Genomic DNA, 13,772 nt, shown 5'->3' on the forward strand with positions numbered 1-13,772 from the left:
CTGTGACCTTACCGCTATTTCCACTGAATACCGTGCTGTTCCCCGGCTGCATGCTCGATCTGAAGATATTCGAGGCGCGTTATCTGGACATGATCAGCCGCTGCATGAAGCAGGGCGAGGGCTTTGGCGTGGTCTGCATCATCGATGGCGCTGAAGTGGGCGAGGCGGCCGGGCAGTTCTCGGCAATAGGCTGCGAGGCGCTGGTCCGCGATTTTCAGCAACTGCCCAATGGCCTGTTGGGGATTCGCGTTGAGGGTGGTCGACGTTTTCGCGTGCAACGCGCCCAGGTGTTGCCCGATCAACTGACCCTGGCCGAAGTCGAATGGCTGGACGAGCAGCCGGAGCAGGCGCTGGAGGCTGAACATGCGGATCTGCTGGCGTTGCTCGGTGCACTAAACGCCCACCCGCTGGTGGAGTCGCTGGGTATGGGGAGCGAGCCGGCGGGACAGGAGGCATTGGCCAATCAGTTGGCCTACCTGTTGCCGCTGGACGCCGAGCAGAAGCTGCAATTGCTCGAAATGCCCGAGGTGCAGCTGCGTTTGGAGCTGCTGCAACAGCTGCTGGAACTGTTGCAGGGCGAACGTCAGTAGCGGTACAGCAGCTGCCCTGCGGAAAACTGCCAGGTGGCGATGCCGCCGAGCAGCGCCATAATCGCCGGTAGCAGCAACCACCAGATCCTTGCAGACATCGCTGGCAATGGCCTGCGCCATTGCACTAGGCCCAGGCTCAGCGCGCAGAAACAGGCGGCCAGTAGCGCTCCAGCGATGATGTCGCTGGGCCAGTGCACCCCCAGGTAAATCCGCGAGCCGGCAATTGCAGCCGCCGGCAGGCTGGCCAGCAGCAGCCAGGTCAGGCGCATACGGGGCGGTTGTCCGCGACCGGCCAGCACCCCAAGCAGCAGAAAGAAGGCGAAGGCCGCCGAGCTGTGTCCGCTGGGAAAGCTGAAACTGTTCAGCGGCTCCAGCAGCACATCGGGGCGGCTGCGGGCGAAAAACGCTTTCAACGTAGTGTTGGCCAACGCAGTGCCGAGCAGGGTGCCAATCGCCAAGCTGAGCGTGCGCCATTGCCGGGTTGCTAGCAGGATCACGCACATCAGCACGGCGGCGGCCAGTTGCGTGTGCATGTCACCGAGGCGAGTGATCAGCACCATCAGCGTGTCCAGCGCCGGGCCTCGATGCTCCTGGGCCAGCGTGAGCAGGCCTCGATCGAGCTGACTCAGATGCGGCCAGCTGAGCATCAGGCCGATCAGCAGGGCTAGGCTCGCTGCGGCAGTCAATAAGCTGGTGTGGCGTTGCCCGCGCAGGCTGCCTTGCACGCTGATGCCCACCACCAGCGCCACGCCGGCAGCAATGGCCCCAGCCTGCGGCCAGAAGCCTTCCGGTAACGGCAAGCGCAGTGCTGCACCGGTTGCCCAGCCAGGCAGCATATAAGCGAGGGACCAGCCGAGCCCGGCCAGAAGGCTGACGATAAAAAAGCGCACGAAGGGCATGTCGAACATGCCAGCGACCATCGGCAACATGGGGCGCAGCGGGCCGATAAAGCGCCCGACCAGCAGGCTGGCGACGCCGTAGCGTACAAAGTAACCGTGGGCGCTATTCAGCCATTGCGGGTTATGGCGCAGCACTGGCAGGCGGCCGATATCCTGATGGAAATAGCGCCCCAGCGCATAGGACAGGCAATCGCCCAGTAAGCCGCCGCAAAACGCCAGCAGCAGGGTTTCACCCAGACCCAGTGCGCCGTTGCCGGCCAATGCCGCGACGGCAAACAACAGCACGGTGCCGGGTACGAGAAGGCCGACAATCGCCAGGCACTCGCCGCAGGCCAGCAAGAAAATTGCCAGGCCCAGCCATTGTGGGTTGGCGCTTAGCCAGAGGGTCAGGGTGTCGAACCATTGGCTCATCGGTGGTCATCCATGATGATTAATCGTTAATAGCCCAGCGGGGTCGGCAAACTTAGGGTGGGTTTGGCTGACATGCGGTGTCACGCTCACGCGGCAGGGCATAGGCTGGGGCGATGATAACAATAAGAGTCTTAACCATGTCTGAACGTGCCCGCGTCAGCAGCGCTCATATCAGTCCCAGTGCCCATTACACCGGCTATATCTGGTATCGCCATCAGCTGGCGGATGCGGCCTTTGCCACCGGATTCGGGCGTTTTGTGCATGGTCTGCTTAGCCCGATCACCTGGGGCGCGCGAGTCGGGTTCGGCCTGGATATCGAGCAGTTTCTGCTGCAGCGGCATTTGCAGATCGATGCCCAGCTGACTGCGGCAATTGAGCAGGGCGGCGTGTGTCAGGTGGTGGAGATTGCCTGCGGCCTGTCGCCACGCGGCCGCCGCTTTACAGCGCGTTACCCGCAGCTGCGCTATATCGAGGCCGACCTGCCGGTGATGGCAGCGCGCAAGCGCTTGCTGCTGAATGCTGAAGGCTGGTTGGGCAGCCAGCATCAGGTGCGCGCGGTGGATATCCTCGCCGAGGAGGGCAGTAAAAGCCTGGCGTCGCTGTTCGCCGAGCTTGATCACAGCAAACCGGTGGTGGTGATCACCGAAGGCCTGGTGAATTACTTCGAACTGACGCTGATCGAGTCGTTCTGGACGCGCCTGGCCGAGCAGCTGCGTGAGTTCCCCCAGGCCACCTACCTGACTGAACTGTACCCGGACCTGCGCGAGCACCCACGTTATCGCCAGCTGCGCTGGGGCGTCGGTCTGATTGGTCGGCTAACCCGTGGTAACTATCCGCTGCACTACCGCAATGATCAGGCGATTGTGCAGGGCTTTGAGAAATGTGGCTTTACTCAGGTAGCGGTGTTCGATCCAAGCCGCACCAGTCAGGCGCTTGGCCTAGCGATATCACGCAATGCCGGGTTGGTGCGGGTAATCGAGGCGCGGGTGTGAACGGCCGCGCCAGGGCGTAGGGTGTATCCGGGGCTGAGGTTCGGAGGGTTACGCGGCGCAGGCAAGATGGGTCGGCATAAGCTGACCTTGGCGCTAACCCACCCTACGCGCAGGCTGCTGTTGGTAGCGGCTTTGGTTGGAATTGCGTCGCCAGTGCCTGGCTGGCCTGCTGGTCGCTGTGCGGGAAGACAAAGGCTAGGCCGTTGTGATCCTGGCGCAGCGGTAGCAGGGGCTGTGCGGGCAGGTCTTTGTACAGCAGTTGCCAGCCGCGCGTGCCACGGATAATCGGCAAGTCGGCCTGTAACAATCCGCCAAAGAACCCCTGCTCATTTACCTCCACCAGCCATTCACCGCCTTCGACATGCTGCAGGCGGGCATGACGCTGGCTGGGCGGCAAGCGTGGCTCGTGACGTTTTTCCAGCTGCAGCAGTTGCGGGTTGGCCAGCAGGCAGCTGCCTGGGCTGTGGTTTGGCAGGGCTTCGCCGCGCAGGAATGGGTTGTACAGGCTGGCGCAGGCATCGCGTTGTTCGAACTGGGCAAGGTGATCAGCATTGTGGATCAGTGCACAGCTGGCCTGTTCGCAGGCGGCAGCAAAGTGTGCGTGCTCCCAGGGTTGGGTGAAGTGGTCATATTCACCGGCCAGCACCAGAGTTGGGCAACTGGGGTGCGCGTGAAATCCCTGAAAATCCAACAGGCGCTGGCTGTTTTGCCGGTAGCGCTCGATGTCGGCGGGGGATAGGCGCTGGATCTGCCGCAATAGTGCCTTGCGAAATACCGGGGCAACGCCGGTCTGTTCCAGGCGCAGTGGATTAAGCAGGCCGGTCAGCGCGCCATGGGCAAAGGCCTCGCAGCGCCCTTCGGCCAGCAGCGCCAGGCCTTCCTGCAGCAGCAGGCGCGCGCCGGGGCGGCCGAAAGCGGTAATTCCAGCGAGCAGCACGCGGGCGCAGCGGGTCGGATGGCGTGCAGCAAACAGCGCGGCTAGGGCCGAGCCATAGGACAGACCGATAGGCATCAATGGGGGCAGGTCGAGCTCCTCGGCGAAGGCGGCGATCAGATCGGCCAACTGCTCCAGGCTCAGGTCGGGCACCACTTGCAGGTTGCCGCCCTGACTGGGCAAGTCGAGCAGGATCACTGGGTGCTCGCCGAGCAGCTCGCTGACCTCAGCGGCAAACGAGCGAAAGCTCTGGAACGCACCGCCCAGCATCAGTACCGGTGGGCGCGGATCGTGGCTGTGGCAGGCGTAGGCCTGGTAGTGCAAGCGCAGATCGCCAAGGTGTAGCACCTGTGGGGCTTCGCTGAGTTGTGCGGCGCAGTAGTCGGTACGGTAATGCATGCTGATCCCACCCCGGCGGTCGGCCGCCTATCTTGCTTTGAATGGCAAGGTAAACATTCGGGCGGTTTTTGTTTACCTAACCTTCGGGCGGCTGATGGTCTGCGGTGTCACTGTTTCTCTGACCGGTCAGCCGGCAGTGGGCTGACGGCGTTACCGCGCGTGCTGCCGAACGCGCTGTATACCGTCCGCCGCGCAGCGCTGGGCGTGGAGCGGCGCGACCGTTATACTCAGCGACTTTTTTCAATCGCCAGACCTGCCAAGACCATGACTGAGTCCGTGCTCGACTATATGACCCGCCTGGGACAGGCCGCCCGCAGCGCTTCGCGTGTGCTGGCGCGTGCCAGTACCGCGCAGAAAAACCGTGCCCTGCAGGCCGCTGCGGCCGCGCTGGATGCGGCCCGCAGCGATTTGACTACCGCCAACGAACTGGACCTGGCCGCCGCTCGCGCGGGTGGTCTGGAGCCGGCCATGGTTGACCGTCTGGCGCTGACGCCGGCAGTGATCGACTCGATGATCGAAGGTCTGCGTCAGGTCGCCACCTTGCCCGATCCAATCGGCGAGATCCGCGATATGCGTTACCTGCCGTCGGGTATTCAGGTCGGCAAGATGCGCGTGCCACTGGGCGTGATCGGCATCATCTATGAGTCGCGGCCGAACGTGACCATCGACGCCGCCAGCCTGTGCCTGAAATCCGGTAACGCCACCATCCTGCGTGGCGGCTCCGAGGCGATTCATTCCAATCAGGCGATTGCTCGTTGCATTCAGCTCGGTCTGGCCGAAGCCGGCTTGCCTGCCAGTGCCGTGCAAGTGGTGGAAACCACCGATCGCGCCGCCGTTGGTGCGCTGATCACCATGCCTGAATTTGTCGATGTGATCGTGCCGCGTGGCGGCAAGGGCCTGATCGAACGCATCAGCCGTGACGCCAAGGTGCCGGTGATCAAACACCTGGATGGTGTGTGCCATGTCTATATCGACGTCGCCGCCGACCTCGACAAGGCGATTCGCGTTGCCGATAACGCCAAAACCCAGCGCTACTCGCCGTGCAATGCCATGGAAACCCTGCTGGTGCATACGGCTGTGGCCGACCAGGTGCTGCCACCGCTGGCGGCGATCTACCGCGACAAAGGCGTTGAACTGCGTGGCGATGCCGCGACCCGCGCGCTGCTCGGCAGCGACGTGTTGGAAGCGAGCGAGGACGACTGGTTTGCCGAGTACAACGCGCCGATTCTGGCGATTCGTATCGTCGATTCGCTGGAAGCGGCCATCGAGCACATCAACCTTTACGGCTCGCAGCACACCGACGCGATCATCACCGAGAACTTCAGTGATGCGCGGCGCTTCCTCACCGAAGTGGATTCCGCCTCGGTGATGGTCAATGCGTCGACTCGCTTCGCCGATGGCTTTGAATACGGCTTGGGCGCGGAGATCGGTATTTCCACCGACAAGCTGCACGCGCGCGGTCCGGTCGGCCTGGAGGGGCTGACCAGCGAGAAGTACGTGGTGTTCGGCGACGGACACATCCGTACCTGATGGCCCGACGTAGCGACGCCCGACGCATTGGCTTGCTCGGAGGCACCTTTGATCCGGTGCATATCGGCCATCTGCGCAGCGCCGTGGAAGTGGCTGAGGCGTTGCAGCTTGATCAGCTGCGCCTGATTCCCAGCGCACGGCCGCCACACCGCGTGACGCCACAGGTCAGCGCGGCGGATCGTCTGGCCATGGTCAGGCTGGCGCTGCCTGAGGCCGGGGTGTTGCAGGTGGATGATCGTGAGCTGCTGCGCGACAAGCCGTCCTACAGCATCGACACCCTGGAGTCGTTGCGCAGTGAGTTGGCAGTGGACGATCAACTGTTTCTGCTGCTGGGCTGGGATGCCTTCTGCGGTTTACCCAGTTGGCAACGCTGGGATGAATTGCTGCAGCACTGCCATATTCTGGTGTTGCAGCGGCCGGATGCCGACAGTGAGGCGCCCGAGGCGCTGCGTAATCTGTTGGCGGCGCGCAGTGTGAGTGATCCTTCGGCCCTGAGTGGGCCGAGTGGGCAGATTGCTTTTATCTGGCAGACACCGCTGGCGGTGTCGGCTACCCAGATCCGTTCGCTACTGGCGAACGGAAAGTCGGCACGTTTTCTGGTGCCTGACGCGGTACTGGCCTATATCCATGCGCACGGACTGTACCGTGGCGCGAATTGAACACGAGGCAAACGAGTTAGTTATGACAAACGCAAGCAAAATGCAGAGCGAAGACCTGGTCAAGTTGGCCATCAGCGCTCTGGAAGAGATCAAGGCGCAGGACATCACCACCATCGATGTGCGCGGCAAGACCAGCATCACCGACTTCATGCTGATCGCCAGCGGCACCTCCAGCCGTCACGTCAAGTCGCTGGTCGACAACGTGCTGGAGAAGGTCAAAGAGCAGGGCGTGCGCCCGATCGGTACTGAAGGCATGGACACTGGCGAGTGGGCACTGCTCGACCTCGGCGACATCGTAGTTCACGTGATGCTGCCGACTGCCCGTCAGTTCTATGACCTTGAGCGTCTGTGGCAGGGTGCCGAGCAGAGCCGTGCGCAGTTCAGCGCCGAGCCGGGCGCAGAACAATCGAGTGGCGAGCAGAAATAAGGACGCGCAGCGGTGCGGATCAAACTGATCGCCGTCGGCTCGCGGATGCCACGTTGGGTGGAAGAGGGCTGGCAGGAATATGCCAAGCGCATGCCCAGCGAGTTGTCCCTGGAACTGGTGGAAATTCCGCTGACCACACGCGGCAAGAATGCCGACGTGGCGCGGATGATCCGCCAGGAAGGCGAGGCCATGCTGGCCAAGGTTGCACCGGGGGAACGCATTGTCACCCTGGAAGTCGAAGGGCGACCTTGGAGTACCGAGCAGCTGGCGGTCGAACTGGACAAGTGGCGCCTGGATGCGCGCACCGTCAACCTGATGGTCGGTGGCCCGGAGGGGCTGGCGCCTGAGGTGCAGGCGCGCAGTGAGCAGCGTTGGTCGTTATCGCCGCTGACCTTGCCGCATCCGTTGGTACGCATTCTGATCGGCGAACAGATGTATCGTGCCTGGACCGTATTATCCGGCCACCCTTACCACAAATGATTTTTCATAAGTAACCAGCAGCCACCGATGCCGCAACCAATTCGCCTCAAAGACCACGAGAAAGACGGCCGCCTGATCCGCAAACGCGCGGTGGTCGGTGCTGTGGTGGTTCTGTTGCTGACCTCGGTGCTGGTGGCACGCATGTATTACTTGCAGGTGGTGCAGTTCGAGCATCACACCACCCTGGCGGAAAACAACCGCATCCACGTGCAGCCGATTCCACCGAACCGTGGGCTGATCTACGACCGCAACGGAGTAATCATCGCCGATAACCGCCCCAGCTTCAGCTTGACCCTGACCCGTGAGCGCGCCGGTGACTGGGCGCAGGTGCTCGATGTGATTGTCGAGGTGCTAGAGCTGGGCCCGGATGAACGCGCGCTGTTCGAGCGTCGCGTGCGTCAGGGGCGGCGCCCCTTCGAGCCGGTACCGGTGTTGTTCGAGTTGAGCGAGGAGCAGATCGCCCGTGTGGCGATCAATCAGTTCCGGCTGCCGGGTGTGGAAGTCGCCGCGCAACTGGTGCGGCATTACCCGCTGGGCGAGCATTTTGCCCATTCGGTGGGCTATGTCGGGCGAATCAACGAGAAAGAGCTGAAAGAGCTCGATCCGGTGGCCTACAGCGGCACACACCATATCGGCAAGACTGGTATCGAGCGCTTCTATGAAGACGAGCTGCACGGTGAGGTGGGGTACGAGGAAGTGGAAACCAACGCCCGTGGCCGCGTGTTGCGCGTGCTTAAGCGTACTGACCCGCTGCCCGGCAAGGATATTGTGCTGAGCCTCGATATCCGCTTGCAGGAGGCCGCTGAAAAGGCCCTGGCTGGTCGTCGTGGGGCGATTGTGGCGATTCAGCCGCAGACTGGTGAAGTATTGGCGATGGTCAGCCAGCCAAGCTTCGACCCCAACCCCTTCGTGACCGGTATCGGCTTCAAGGCCTATGCTGACCTGCGCGATTCCATTGACCGGCCGCTGTACAACCGCATATTGCGCGGTCTCTACCCGCCTGGCTCGACCATTAAGCCGATGGTCGCGGTGGCGGGGCTGGATGCTGGCGTAGTGACGCCGCAAACCCGGGTGTTCGACCCCGGCTTCTATCAGTTGCCCAATCACAGTCACAAATACCGTAACTGGAACCGCACCGGTGATGGCTGGGTGGATATGGACCTGGCTATCGCCCGCTCCAACGACACCTACTTTTACTCGCTGGCGCACAAGATGGGCATCGACCGCATGCATGACTACATGACTCGCTTCGGGCTAGGTCAGCGCGTGTCGCTGGACATGTTCGAAGAAACCGCCGGGCTGATGCCGTCGCGGGACTGGAAGCGCGCGCGTTACCGTCAGGCCTGGTATCCGGGCGAAACGCTGATTCTCGGTATCGGACAGGGCTATATGCAGACCACGCCGCTGCAACTGGCTCAGGCCACGGCGCTGATGGCCACGCGTGGCAAGTGGATTCGCCCGCACCTGGCCAAGACCATCCAAGGCCAGGTGCCGGTTGACCCCAACCCCGTCCCCGATATTGTGCTGCGCGATCCGTCGTTCTGGGATAACGGTCGACATGGCATGGAGCAGGTGATGCACGGCCCGCGCGGTACCGCGCGCAAGGTGGGCGATGCGGCGCTGTACCGAATGGCCGGCAAGAGCGGTACCGCCCAGGTGGTGGCGATCAAGCAAGGCGAGAAGTACGATCGCAGCAAAGTCGCCGAGCGCCATCGTGACCACGCCCTGTTCGTCGCTTTTGCGCCAGCGAATAACCCGCAAATTGCCGTGTCGGTAATGGTGGAAAACGGCGAATCCGGCTCCGGAGTGGCCGCGCCAGTGGTCAAGCAGGTAATCGATGCCTGGCTGCTGGATGAAAACGGTCAGTTAAAAGCCGAATATGCGCCGCCTGTGGCAGCCGAGGTTGCCGCGCCATGAGTAATAGCTTCGACCGAAACTTATCCACCGAAGACTTGCTGCGCCGCCGTGCCACCTTGCTACAGCGTCTACACATCGACGGCATCCTGCTGTTGCTGCTGCTGGTGCTGGCCACCGGCAGCCTGTTTATCCTCTATTCAGCCAGTGGCAAAAACGTCGACCTGCTAATGAAACAGGCCACGTCCTTTGGTATTGGCTTGGTCGGCATGTTTATCATCGCCCAGTTTGAGCCGCGCTTTATGGCGCGCTGGGTGCCGTTGGCCTATGTCGGCGGCGTGGCCTTACTGGTGGCGGTGGATGTGATGGGGCATAACGCCATGGGCGCCACGCGCTGGATCAATATTCCCGGGGTGATCCGTTTCCAGCCTTCTGAATTTATGAAGATCATCATGCCGGCGACTATTGCCTGGTATCTGTCCAGCCGCAGCCTGCCACCGCGGCTCAAGCATATTGCGGTCAGTCTGGCGATGATCATCGTGCCCTTTGTGCTGATTCTGTTGCAGCCGGACCTGGGTACTTCGTTGTTGATCATCGCCTCGGGCGGTTTCGTGCTGTTTATTGCCGGCTTGCAGTGGCGCTGGATTCTCAGTGCCGTCACCGCGGTAGTGCCGATCGCTATTGGCATGTGGTTATTCGTGCTGCGTGACTATCAGAAACAGCGTGTACTGACCTTCCTCAATCCGGAAAGCGACCCGCTGGGCAGTGGCTGGAACATCATCCAGTCCAAGGCGGCCATCGGTTCGGGGGGCGTGCTGGGCAAGGGCTGGCTGCAAGGCACTCAGTCGCACCTGGATTTTCTGCCGGAGAGTCACACCGACTTTATCATCGCCGTACTGGCCGAAGAGTTCGGTCTGGTCGGGGTGTGTTTGTTACTGCTGGTGTACATGCTGTTGATCGCGCGCGGCCTGGTGATTACCGTGCAAGCGCAGACGCTGTTCGGTAAGCTTCTCGCCGGCGCGCTGACCATGACTTTCTTCGTTTATGTCTTCGTTAATATCGGTATGGTTAGCGGCCTGCTGCCGGTGGTGGGCGTGCCGCTGCCATTTATCAGCTATGGCGGCACTTCGCTGATCACCCTGCTGGCGGGATTTGGAATTTTGATGTCGATCCACACTCATCGTAAGTGGATGACACAGGCTTGATTGGGATTATGAATTCAATGCAAAACGCGCGTGGTTGGATGGTACGTACTGCACCTTGGTTGGCGTTGGCCGGGGTGTGCGCAGTGGCTCAGCCCGCATTGGCCGGGGATTACCAGCAATCGCCGCAGGTGGCTGAGTTCGTCGGCGAGATGACCCGCGACTATGGCTTTGCCGGTGAGCAACTGGTCGAGCTGTTCGCCCAGGTCGAGCGCAAACAGGCGATCCTCGATGCCATTTCGCGTCCGGCAGAAAAGGCCAAGCCGTGGAAGGATTACCGGCCGATCTTTATCACCGACAAGCGCATCAGCAAGGGTGTCGAGTTCTGGAAGCGGCACGAGGAAACCCTGGCCCGCGCGGAGGCTGAGTACGGTGTACCGGCCCAGGTGATCGTGGCGATCATCGGTGTGGAAACCTTCTACGGCGGCAATACAGGCAGCTGGCGGGTGATGGATGCTTTGTCGACTCTGGCCTTCGACTACCCGCCGCGCGCGCCATTCTTCCGCAAAGAGCTGCGCGAGTTCCTCCTGCTAGCCCGCGAAGAACAGGTCGAGCCGCTAAACATGACCGGCTCCTACGCCGGCGCCATGGGTTTGCCGCAGTTTATGCCGAGCAGCTTTCGCGCCTATGCAGTGGACTTCGATGGCGATGGTCATATCAATATCTGGAGCAATCCGACCGATGCCATCGGCAGCGTCGCCAGTTACTTCAAACGTCACCACTGGCAGCCGGGGCAGCCGGTGGTCAGCGCTGCCACCATCAAGGGTGAGCAGGCTGAGCAAGGCCTCACTGTTGGCCTGGACCCGGTGAAGAATGTCGGTGAGCTGCGTGCGTTGGGCTGGGCCAGTGCCGACCCGCTGGCTGACGATTTGCCGGTGACGGCCTTCCTTCTGGAAGGTGCTGATGGCGCCGAGTACTGGTTGGGCCTGCCTAACTTCTTTGTGATCACCCGCTACAATCGCAGTGTGATGTATGCCATGGCGGTCAATCAGCTGGCCGAGTTGCTGGTTGATGCACGGGGTAAGAATTGATGTCGCGTTTGTCTTTCAAATTGGCTGCCTATGGCAGCCTGGCGCTGCTGCTGGCCAGCTGCTCATCCACCCGTGCGCCGCAACCGGTTGCGCCAGTGCAGCCAGGTGGGGCGATTTCCGGCCCGGGTGATTTCAACCGTCCACACAAGGATGGCGCGCCCTGGTGGGATGTCGACGTGTCGCGGATTCCCGATGCGGTGCCGATGCCACATTACGGCCGAGTCAAGGCCAGCCCCTACACCGTATTCGGCAAACAGTACTACCCGATTCCCGATGCCCGTCGTTATCAGGCGGTGGGTCCGGCGTCCTGGTATGGCACCAAGTTCCATGGTCAGGCCACCGCAAACGGTGAAACCTACGACCTGTACGGCATGACTGCAGCGCACAAGACCCTGCCGCTACCCAGCTATGTGCGGGTGACCAACCTGGAAAACGGCAAAACCGCGATTCTGCGGGTCAATGATCGTGGGCCGTTCTATTCCGACCGGATTATCGACCTGTCCTTCGCCGCAGCGAAGAAGCTCGGCTATGCCGAAAGCGGTACCGCGCGGGTCAAGGTCGAAGGCATCGACCCGCACGAGTGGTGGGCTCAGCAGGGCCGTCCGGTGCCGATGGTGTTGGCTGCGCCGCAGCAAGTGGCACAGGCTCAGCCCATTGCGCAGCCTATCGCGCAGCCGGTTGAACAATATTCACCGCCACCGCAGCAGCATGCCGCCGCGGTGCTCCCCGTGCAGATTGACGCAAAAAAAAACGCTTCAGTCGGAGCCTCTGGCCTGTATCTCCAAGTGGCCGCCTTCGCCAATCCGGACGCTGCGGAGCTACTCCGGTCGAAGCTGAGCGAGACAGTGGCTGCGCCAGTGTTCGTCAGCTCAGTGGTGCGCAACCAGCAGATATTGCACCGCGTGCGCCTGGGGCCAGTGAGCAGCCAAAGCGAGGCTGAGCAGTTGCAGAGCAGCGTGCGCCTAGCCAATCTCGGTGAACCGACCCTGGTCAAGGCAGACTGACAGGGCACTTATGGTTCTTCTGCGGGACTAAACAAACAACTCTGGCCAGCCAACGGTTAGCCGGGGGGATCAGCACCTTATGCCCACTGGGCCTGTTCACCATCAGCAATCTAGAGAGACGGATGAATATCACCAGCTTTACGCAACGCGTTTTCCTTTCACTTTGCCTACTCAGTGCATCGACCGCCTGGGCCGATCAGCCAGCAATTCCTTCGGCGCCGCAATTGGCTGCCAAATCTTATGTGCTGCTGGATGCCGCCAGCGGCAAGGTGCTGGTGGAAAACAATGGTGATCAGCGTCTGCCGCCGGCCAGCCTGACCAAGCTGATGACGGCCTACATCGCCACCCTGGAAATCCGTAAGGGCAAGATTGGCGAGCAGGATCTGGTGCCAGTCAGCGAGCACGCTTGGCGCACCGGTGGCGCTGCATCCGGTGGATCGACCATGTTCCTGCCGCTGAATAGCCAGGCCACTGTGGATGACCTGCTTCACGGTGTGATCATCCAGTCCGGCAACGATGCCAGCATTGCCCTGGCCGAGTACATCGCCGGTAGCGAAGATGCCTTCGCCGACATGATGAACGAGACCGCCGCGCGCCTGGGTATGAGCAATAGCCACTTTATGAATGCGACCGGTTTGCCACATCCGGAGCATTACTCCAGTGCCCATGACATGGCCGTTCTGGCTCGCGCGATCATCAATGAAGACCAGCAGCACTATGCGATCTACGCGCAAAAGGAGTTCCTCTGGAACAACATCAAGCAGGGCAACCGCAACCTGCTGCTGTGGCGTGACAAGACTGTTGACGGTCTGAAGACCGGCCACACCGAAGAAGCGGGCTACTGCCTGGTTGCTTCCGCCGTACGTGATGGCGCGCGGATGATCACCTCGGTATTCGGCACCGTCAGCGAGTCGGCCCGTGCTGCGGAAACCCAGAAGCTGCTGACCTATGGTTTCCGCTTCTTCGAAACCCGCACCTTCTACAAGCAAGGTCAGGAGCTGGCTCAGGCCCAAGTTTGGAAAGGCGCTGTGCGCCAGGTCAAAGCCGGCCTCGGCGCTGATCTGAGCCTGACGCTGCCGAAAGGCCAGCTGGAAAAACTGCAGGCCGGCATGATCCTCAACCCGCAGCTGACGGCCCCGATTGCCCAGGGTGATGTGATCGGCAAGGTTGAAGTGAAACTGGGCGAAGAAGTGGTACACAGCGCCGATCTGATCGCTCTTGAGGCCGTTGAGGAAGGTAGTTTCTTCCGTCGCCTGTGGGATAGCATCAGCCTGTTCTTCTACGGATTGTTCAACTGATAGCGTGACCAATAACGCCCCTGCCGACCCGCAGGGGCGTTGTTGCTGCCACGGCTTACGAG

General features: G+C 61.5%; 13 protein-coding genes. 11 read left to right on the plus strand and 2 right to left on the minus strand.

Annotation, left to right across the window (positions count from 1 at the left end; all coding sequences use genetic code 11):
• The first annotated feature begins 2 nt into the window (after positions 1 to 2).
• The gene (locus tag AACX99_RS15790) at positions 3 to 590 is read left to right on the plus strand and encodes an LON peptidase substrate-binding domain-containing protein (RefSeq protein WP_339413237.1); all 588 of its coding nucleotides are present in this window, start codon (positions 3 to 5) and stop codon (positions 588 to 590) included.
• Here the strand turns inward: AACX99_RS15790 and AACX99_RS15795 are convergent.
• Positions 584 to 1,900, minus strand: coding sequence for a bifunctional DedA family/phosphatase PAP2 family protein (locus tag AACX99_RS15795; RefSeq protein WP_339413238.1), 1,317 nt, complete (start codon positions 1,898 to 1,900; stop codon positions 584 to 586). The two genes, AACX99_RS15790 and AACX99_RS15795, sit on opposite strands and share 7 nt — an antisense overlap.
• 137 nt (positions 1,901 to 2,037) lie before the next feature.
• On the opposite strand from AACX99_RS15795, the gene AACX99_RS15800 reads away from it, so the two are divergent.
• Positions 2,038 to 2,892: a class I SAM-dependent methyltransferase gene (locus AACX99_RS15800; protein WP_339413239.1), complete on the plus strand. Its 855-nt coding sequence runs from the start codon at positions 2,038 to 2,040 to the stop codon at positions 2,890 to 2,892.
• A 103-nt stretch (positions 2,893 to 2,995) separates the two neighbouring features.
• On the opposite strand, the gene AACX99_RS15805 is transcribed toward AACX99_RS15800, so the two are convergent.
• Positions 2,996 to 4,225, minus strand: a complete 1,230-nt coding sequence (locus AACX99_RS15805) for an alpha/beta fold hydrolase (RefSeq protein WP_339413241.1) — start codon at positions 4,223 to 4,225, stop codon at positions 2,996 to 2,998.
• Between the two features lie 264 nt (positions 4,226 to 4,489).
• Here AACX99_RS15805 and AACX99_RS15810 point away from each other — a divergent pair, with 264 nt between their 5' ends.
• The 9 genes from AACX99_RS15810 to AACX99_RS15850 all read left to right on the plus strand — a co-directional run bounded on the left by AACX99_RS15810 (position 4,490) and on the right by AACX99_RS15850 (position 13,710).
• A complete protein-coding gene (locus tag AACX99_RS15810; RefSeq protein WP_339413243.1) occupies positions 4,490 to 5,755 on the plus strand; it encodes a glutamate-5-semialdehyde dehydrogenase in 1,266 nt (421 codons plus the stop codon).
• Positions 5,755 to 6,414 (plus strand): nicotinate-nucleotide adenylyltransferase, encoded by a 660-nt coding sequence (nadD, locus tag AACX99_RS15815; RefSeq protein ID WP_339413245.1) that lies wholly within the window; start codon positions 5,755 to 5,757, stop codon positions 6,412 to 6,414. The genes AACX99_RS15810 and nadD overlap by 1 nt, the downstream gene beginning before the upstream one ends.
• A 40-nt stretch (positions 6,415 to 6,454) precedes the next feature.
• The gene (gene rsfS, locus AACX99_RS15820) at positions 6,455 to 6,841 is read left to right on the plus strand and encodes a ribosome silencing factor (protein WP_339413324.1); all 387 of its coding nucleotides are present in this window, start codon (positions 6,455 to 6,457) and stop codon (positions 6,839 to 6,841) included.
• A gap of 12 nt (positions 6,842 to 6,853) precedes the next feature.
• The gene (rlmH, locus tag AACX99_RS15825) at positions 6,854 to 7,321 is read left to right on the plus strand and encodes a 23S rRNA (pseudouridine(1915)-N(3))-methyltransferase RlmH (RefSeq protein ID WP_160016131.1); all 468 of its coding nucleotides are present in this window, start codon (positions 6,854 to 6,856) and stop codon (positions 7,319 to 7,321) included.
• A 27-nt stretch (positions 7,322 to 7,348) separates the two neighbouring features.
• Entirely contained in the window at positions 7,349 to 9,238 is a 1,890-nt protein-coding gene (gene mrdA, locus AACX99_RS15830) for a penicillin-binding protein 2 (RefSeq protein WP_339413248.1), read from the plus strand.
• Positions 9,239 to 9,276: 38 nt separating this feature from the next.
• Positions 9,277 to 10,380 (plus strand): rod shape-determining protein RodA, encoded by a 1,104-nt coding sequence (gene rodA, locus AACX99_RS15835; RefSeq protein ID WP_339413325.1) that lies wholly within the window; start codon positions 9,277 to 9,279, stop codon positions 10,378 to 10,380.
• A 17-nt stretch (positions 10,381 to 10,397) separates the two neighbouring features.
• Positions 10,398 to 11,408, plus strand: coding sequence for a lytic murein transglycosylase B (gene mltB / locus AACX99_RS15840; RefSeq protein ID WP_339413326.1), 1,011 nt, complete (start codon positions 10,398 to 10,400; stop codon positions 11,406 to 11,408).
• Complete coding sequence (locus AACX99_RS15845; RefSeq protein WP_339413249.1) at positions 11,408 to 12,412, plus strand: septal ring lytic transglycosylase RlpA family protein; 1,005 nt, start codon at positions 11,408 to 11,410, stop codon at positions 12,410 to 12,412. Before mltB ends, AACX99_RS15845 begins: the two co-directional genes overlap by 1 nt.
• 122 nt (positions 12,413 to 12,534) lie before the next feature.
• On the plus strand, positions 12,535 to 13,710 hold the full coding sequence (locus tag AACX99_RS15850; RefSeq protein ID WP_339413251.1) for a D-alanyl-D-alanine carboxypeptidase family protein: 1,176 nt from the start codon (positions 12,535 to 12,537) through the stop codon (positions 13,708 to 13,710).
• Positions 13,711 to 13,772: the final 62 nt, after the last annotated feature.

This window comes from Pseudomonas sp. EA_35y_Pfl2_R5, from assembly GCF_963970805.1.
Taxonomy (GTDB): Bacteria; Pseudomonadota; Gammaproteobacteria; order Pseudomonadales; family Pseudomonadaceae; genus Aquipseudomonas.

Excerpts from the sequence above, each read along its gene's own strand:
- mrdA (WP_339413248.1), top strand. The coding sequence starts at position 7,349 with ATGCCGCAACCAATTCGCCTCAAAGACCACGAGAAAGACGGCCGCCTG.
- rsfS (WP_339413324.1), top strand. The coding sequence starts at position 6,455 with ATGCAGAGCGAAGACCTGGTCAAGTTGGCCATCAGCGCTCTGGAAGAG.
- nadD (WP_339413245.1), top strand. The coding sequence starts at position 5,755 with ATGGCCCGACGTAGCGACGCCCGACGCATTGGCTTGCTCGGAGGCACC.
- AACX99_RS15850 (WP_339413251.1), top strand. The coding sequence starts at position 12,535 with ATGAATATCACCAGCTTTACGCAACGCGTTTTCCTTTCACTTTGCCTA.
- mltB (WP_339413326.1), top strand. The coding sequence starts at position 10,398 with ATGCAAAACGCGCGTGGTTGGATGGTACGTACTGCACCTTGGTTGGCG.
- AACX99_RS15800 (WP_339413239.1), top strand. The coding sequence starts at position 2,038 with ATGTCTGAACGTGCCCGCGTCAGCAGCGCTCATATCAGTCCCAGTGCC.
- AACX99_RS15795 (WP_339413238.1), bottom strand. The coding sequence starts at position 1,900 with ATGAGCCAATGGTTCGACACCCTGACCCTCTGGCTAAGCGCCAACCCA.
- AACX99_RS15805 (WP_339413241.1), bottom strand. The coding sequence starts at position 4,225 with ATGCATTACCGTACCGACTACTGCGCCGCACAACTCAGCGAAGCCCCA.
- AACX99_RS15845 (WP_339413249.1), top strand. The coding sequence starts at position 11,408 with ATGTCGCGTTTGTCTTTCAAATTGGCTGCCTATGGCAGCCTGGCGCTG.
- AACX99_RS15810 (WP_339413243.1), top strand. The coding sequence starts at position 4,490 with ATGACTGAGTCCGTGCTCGACTATATGACCCGCCTGGGACAGGCCGCC.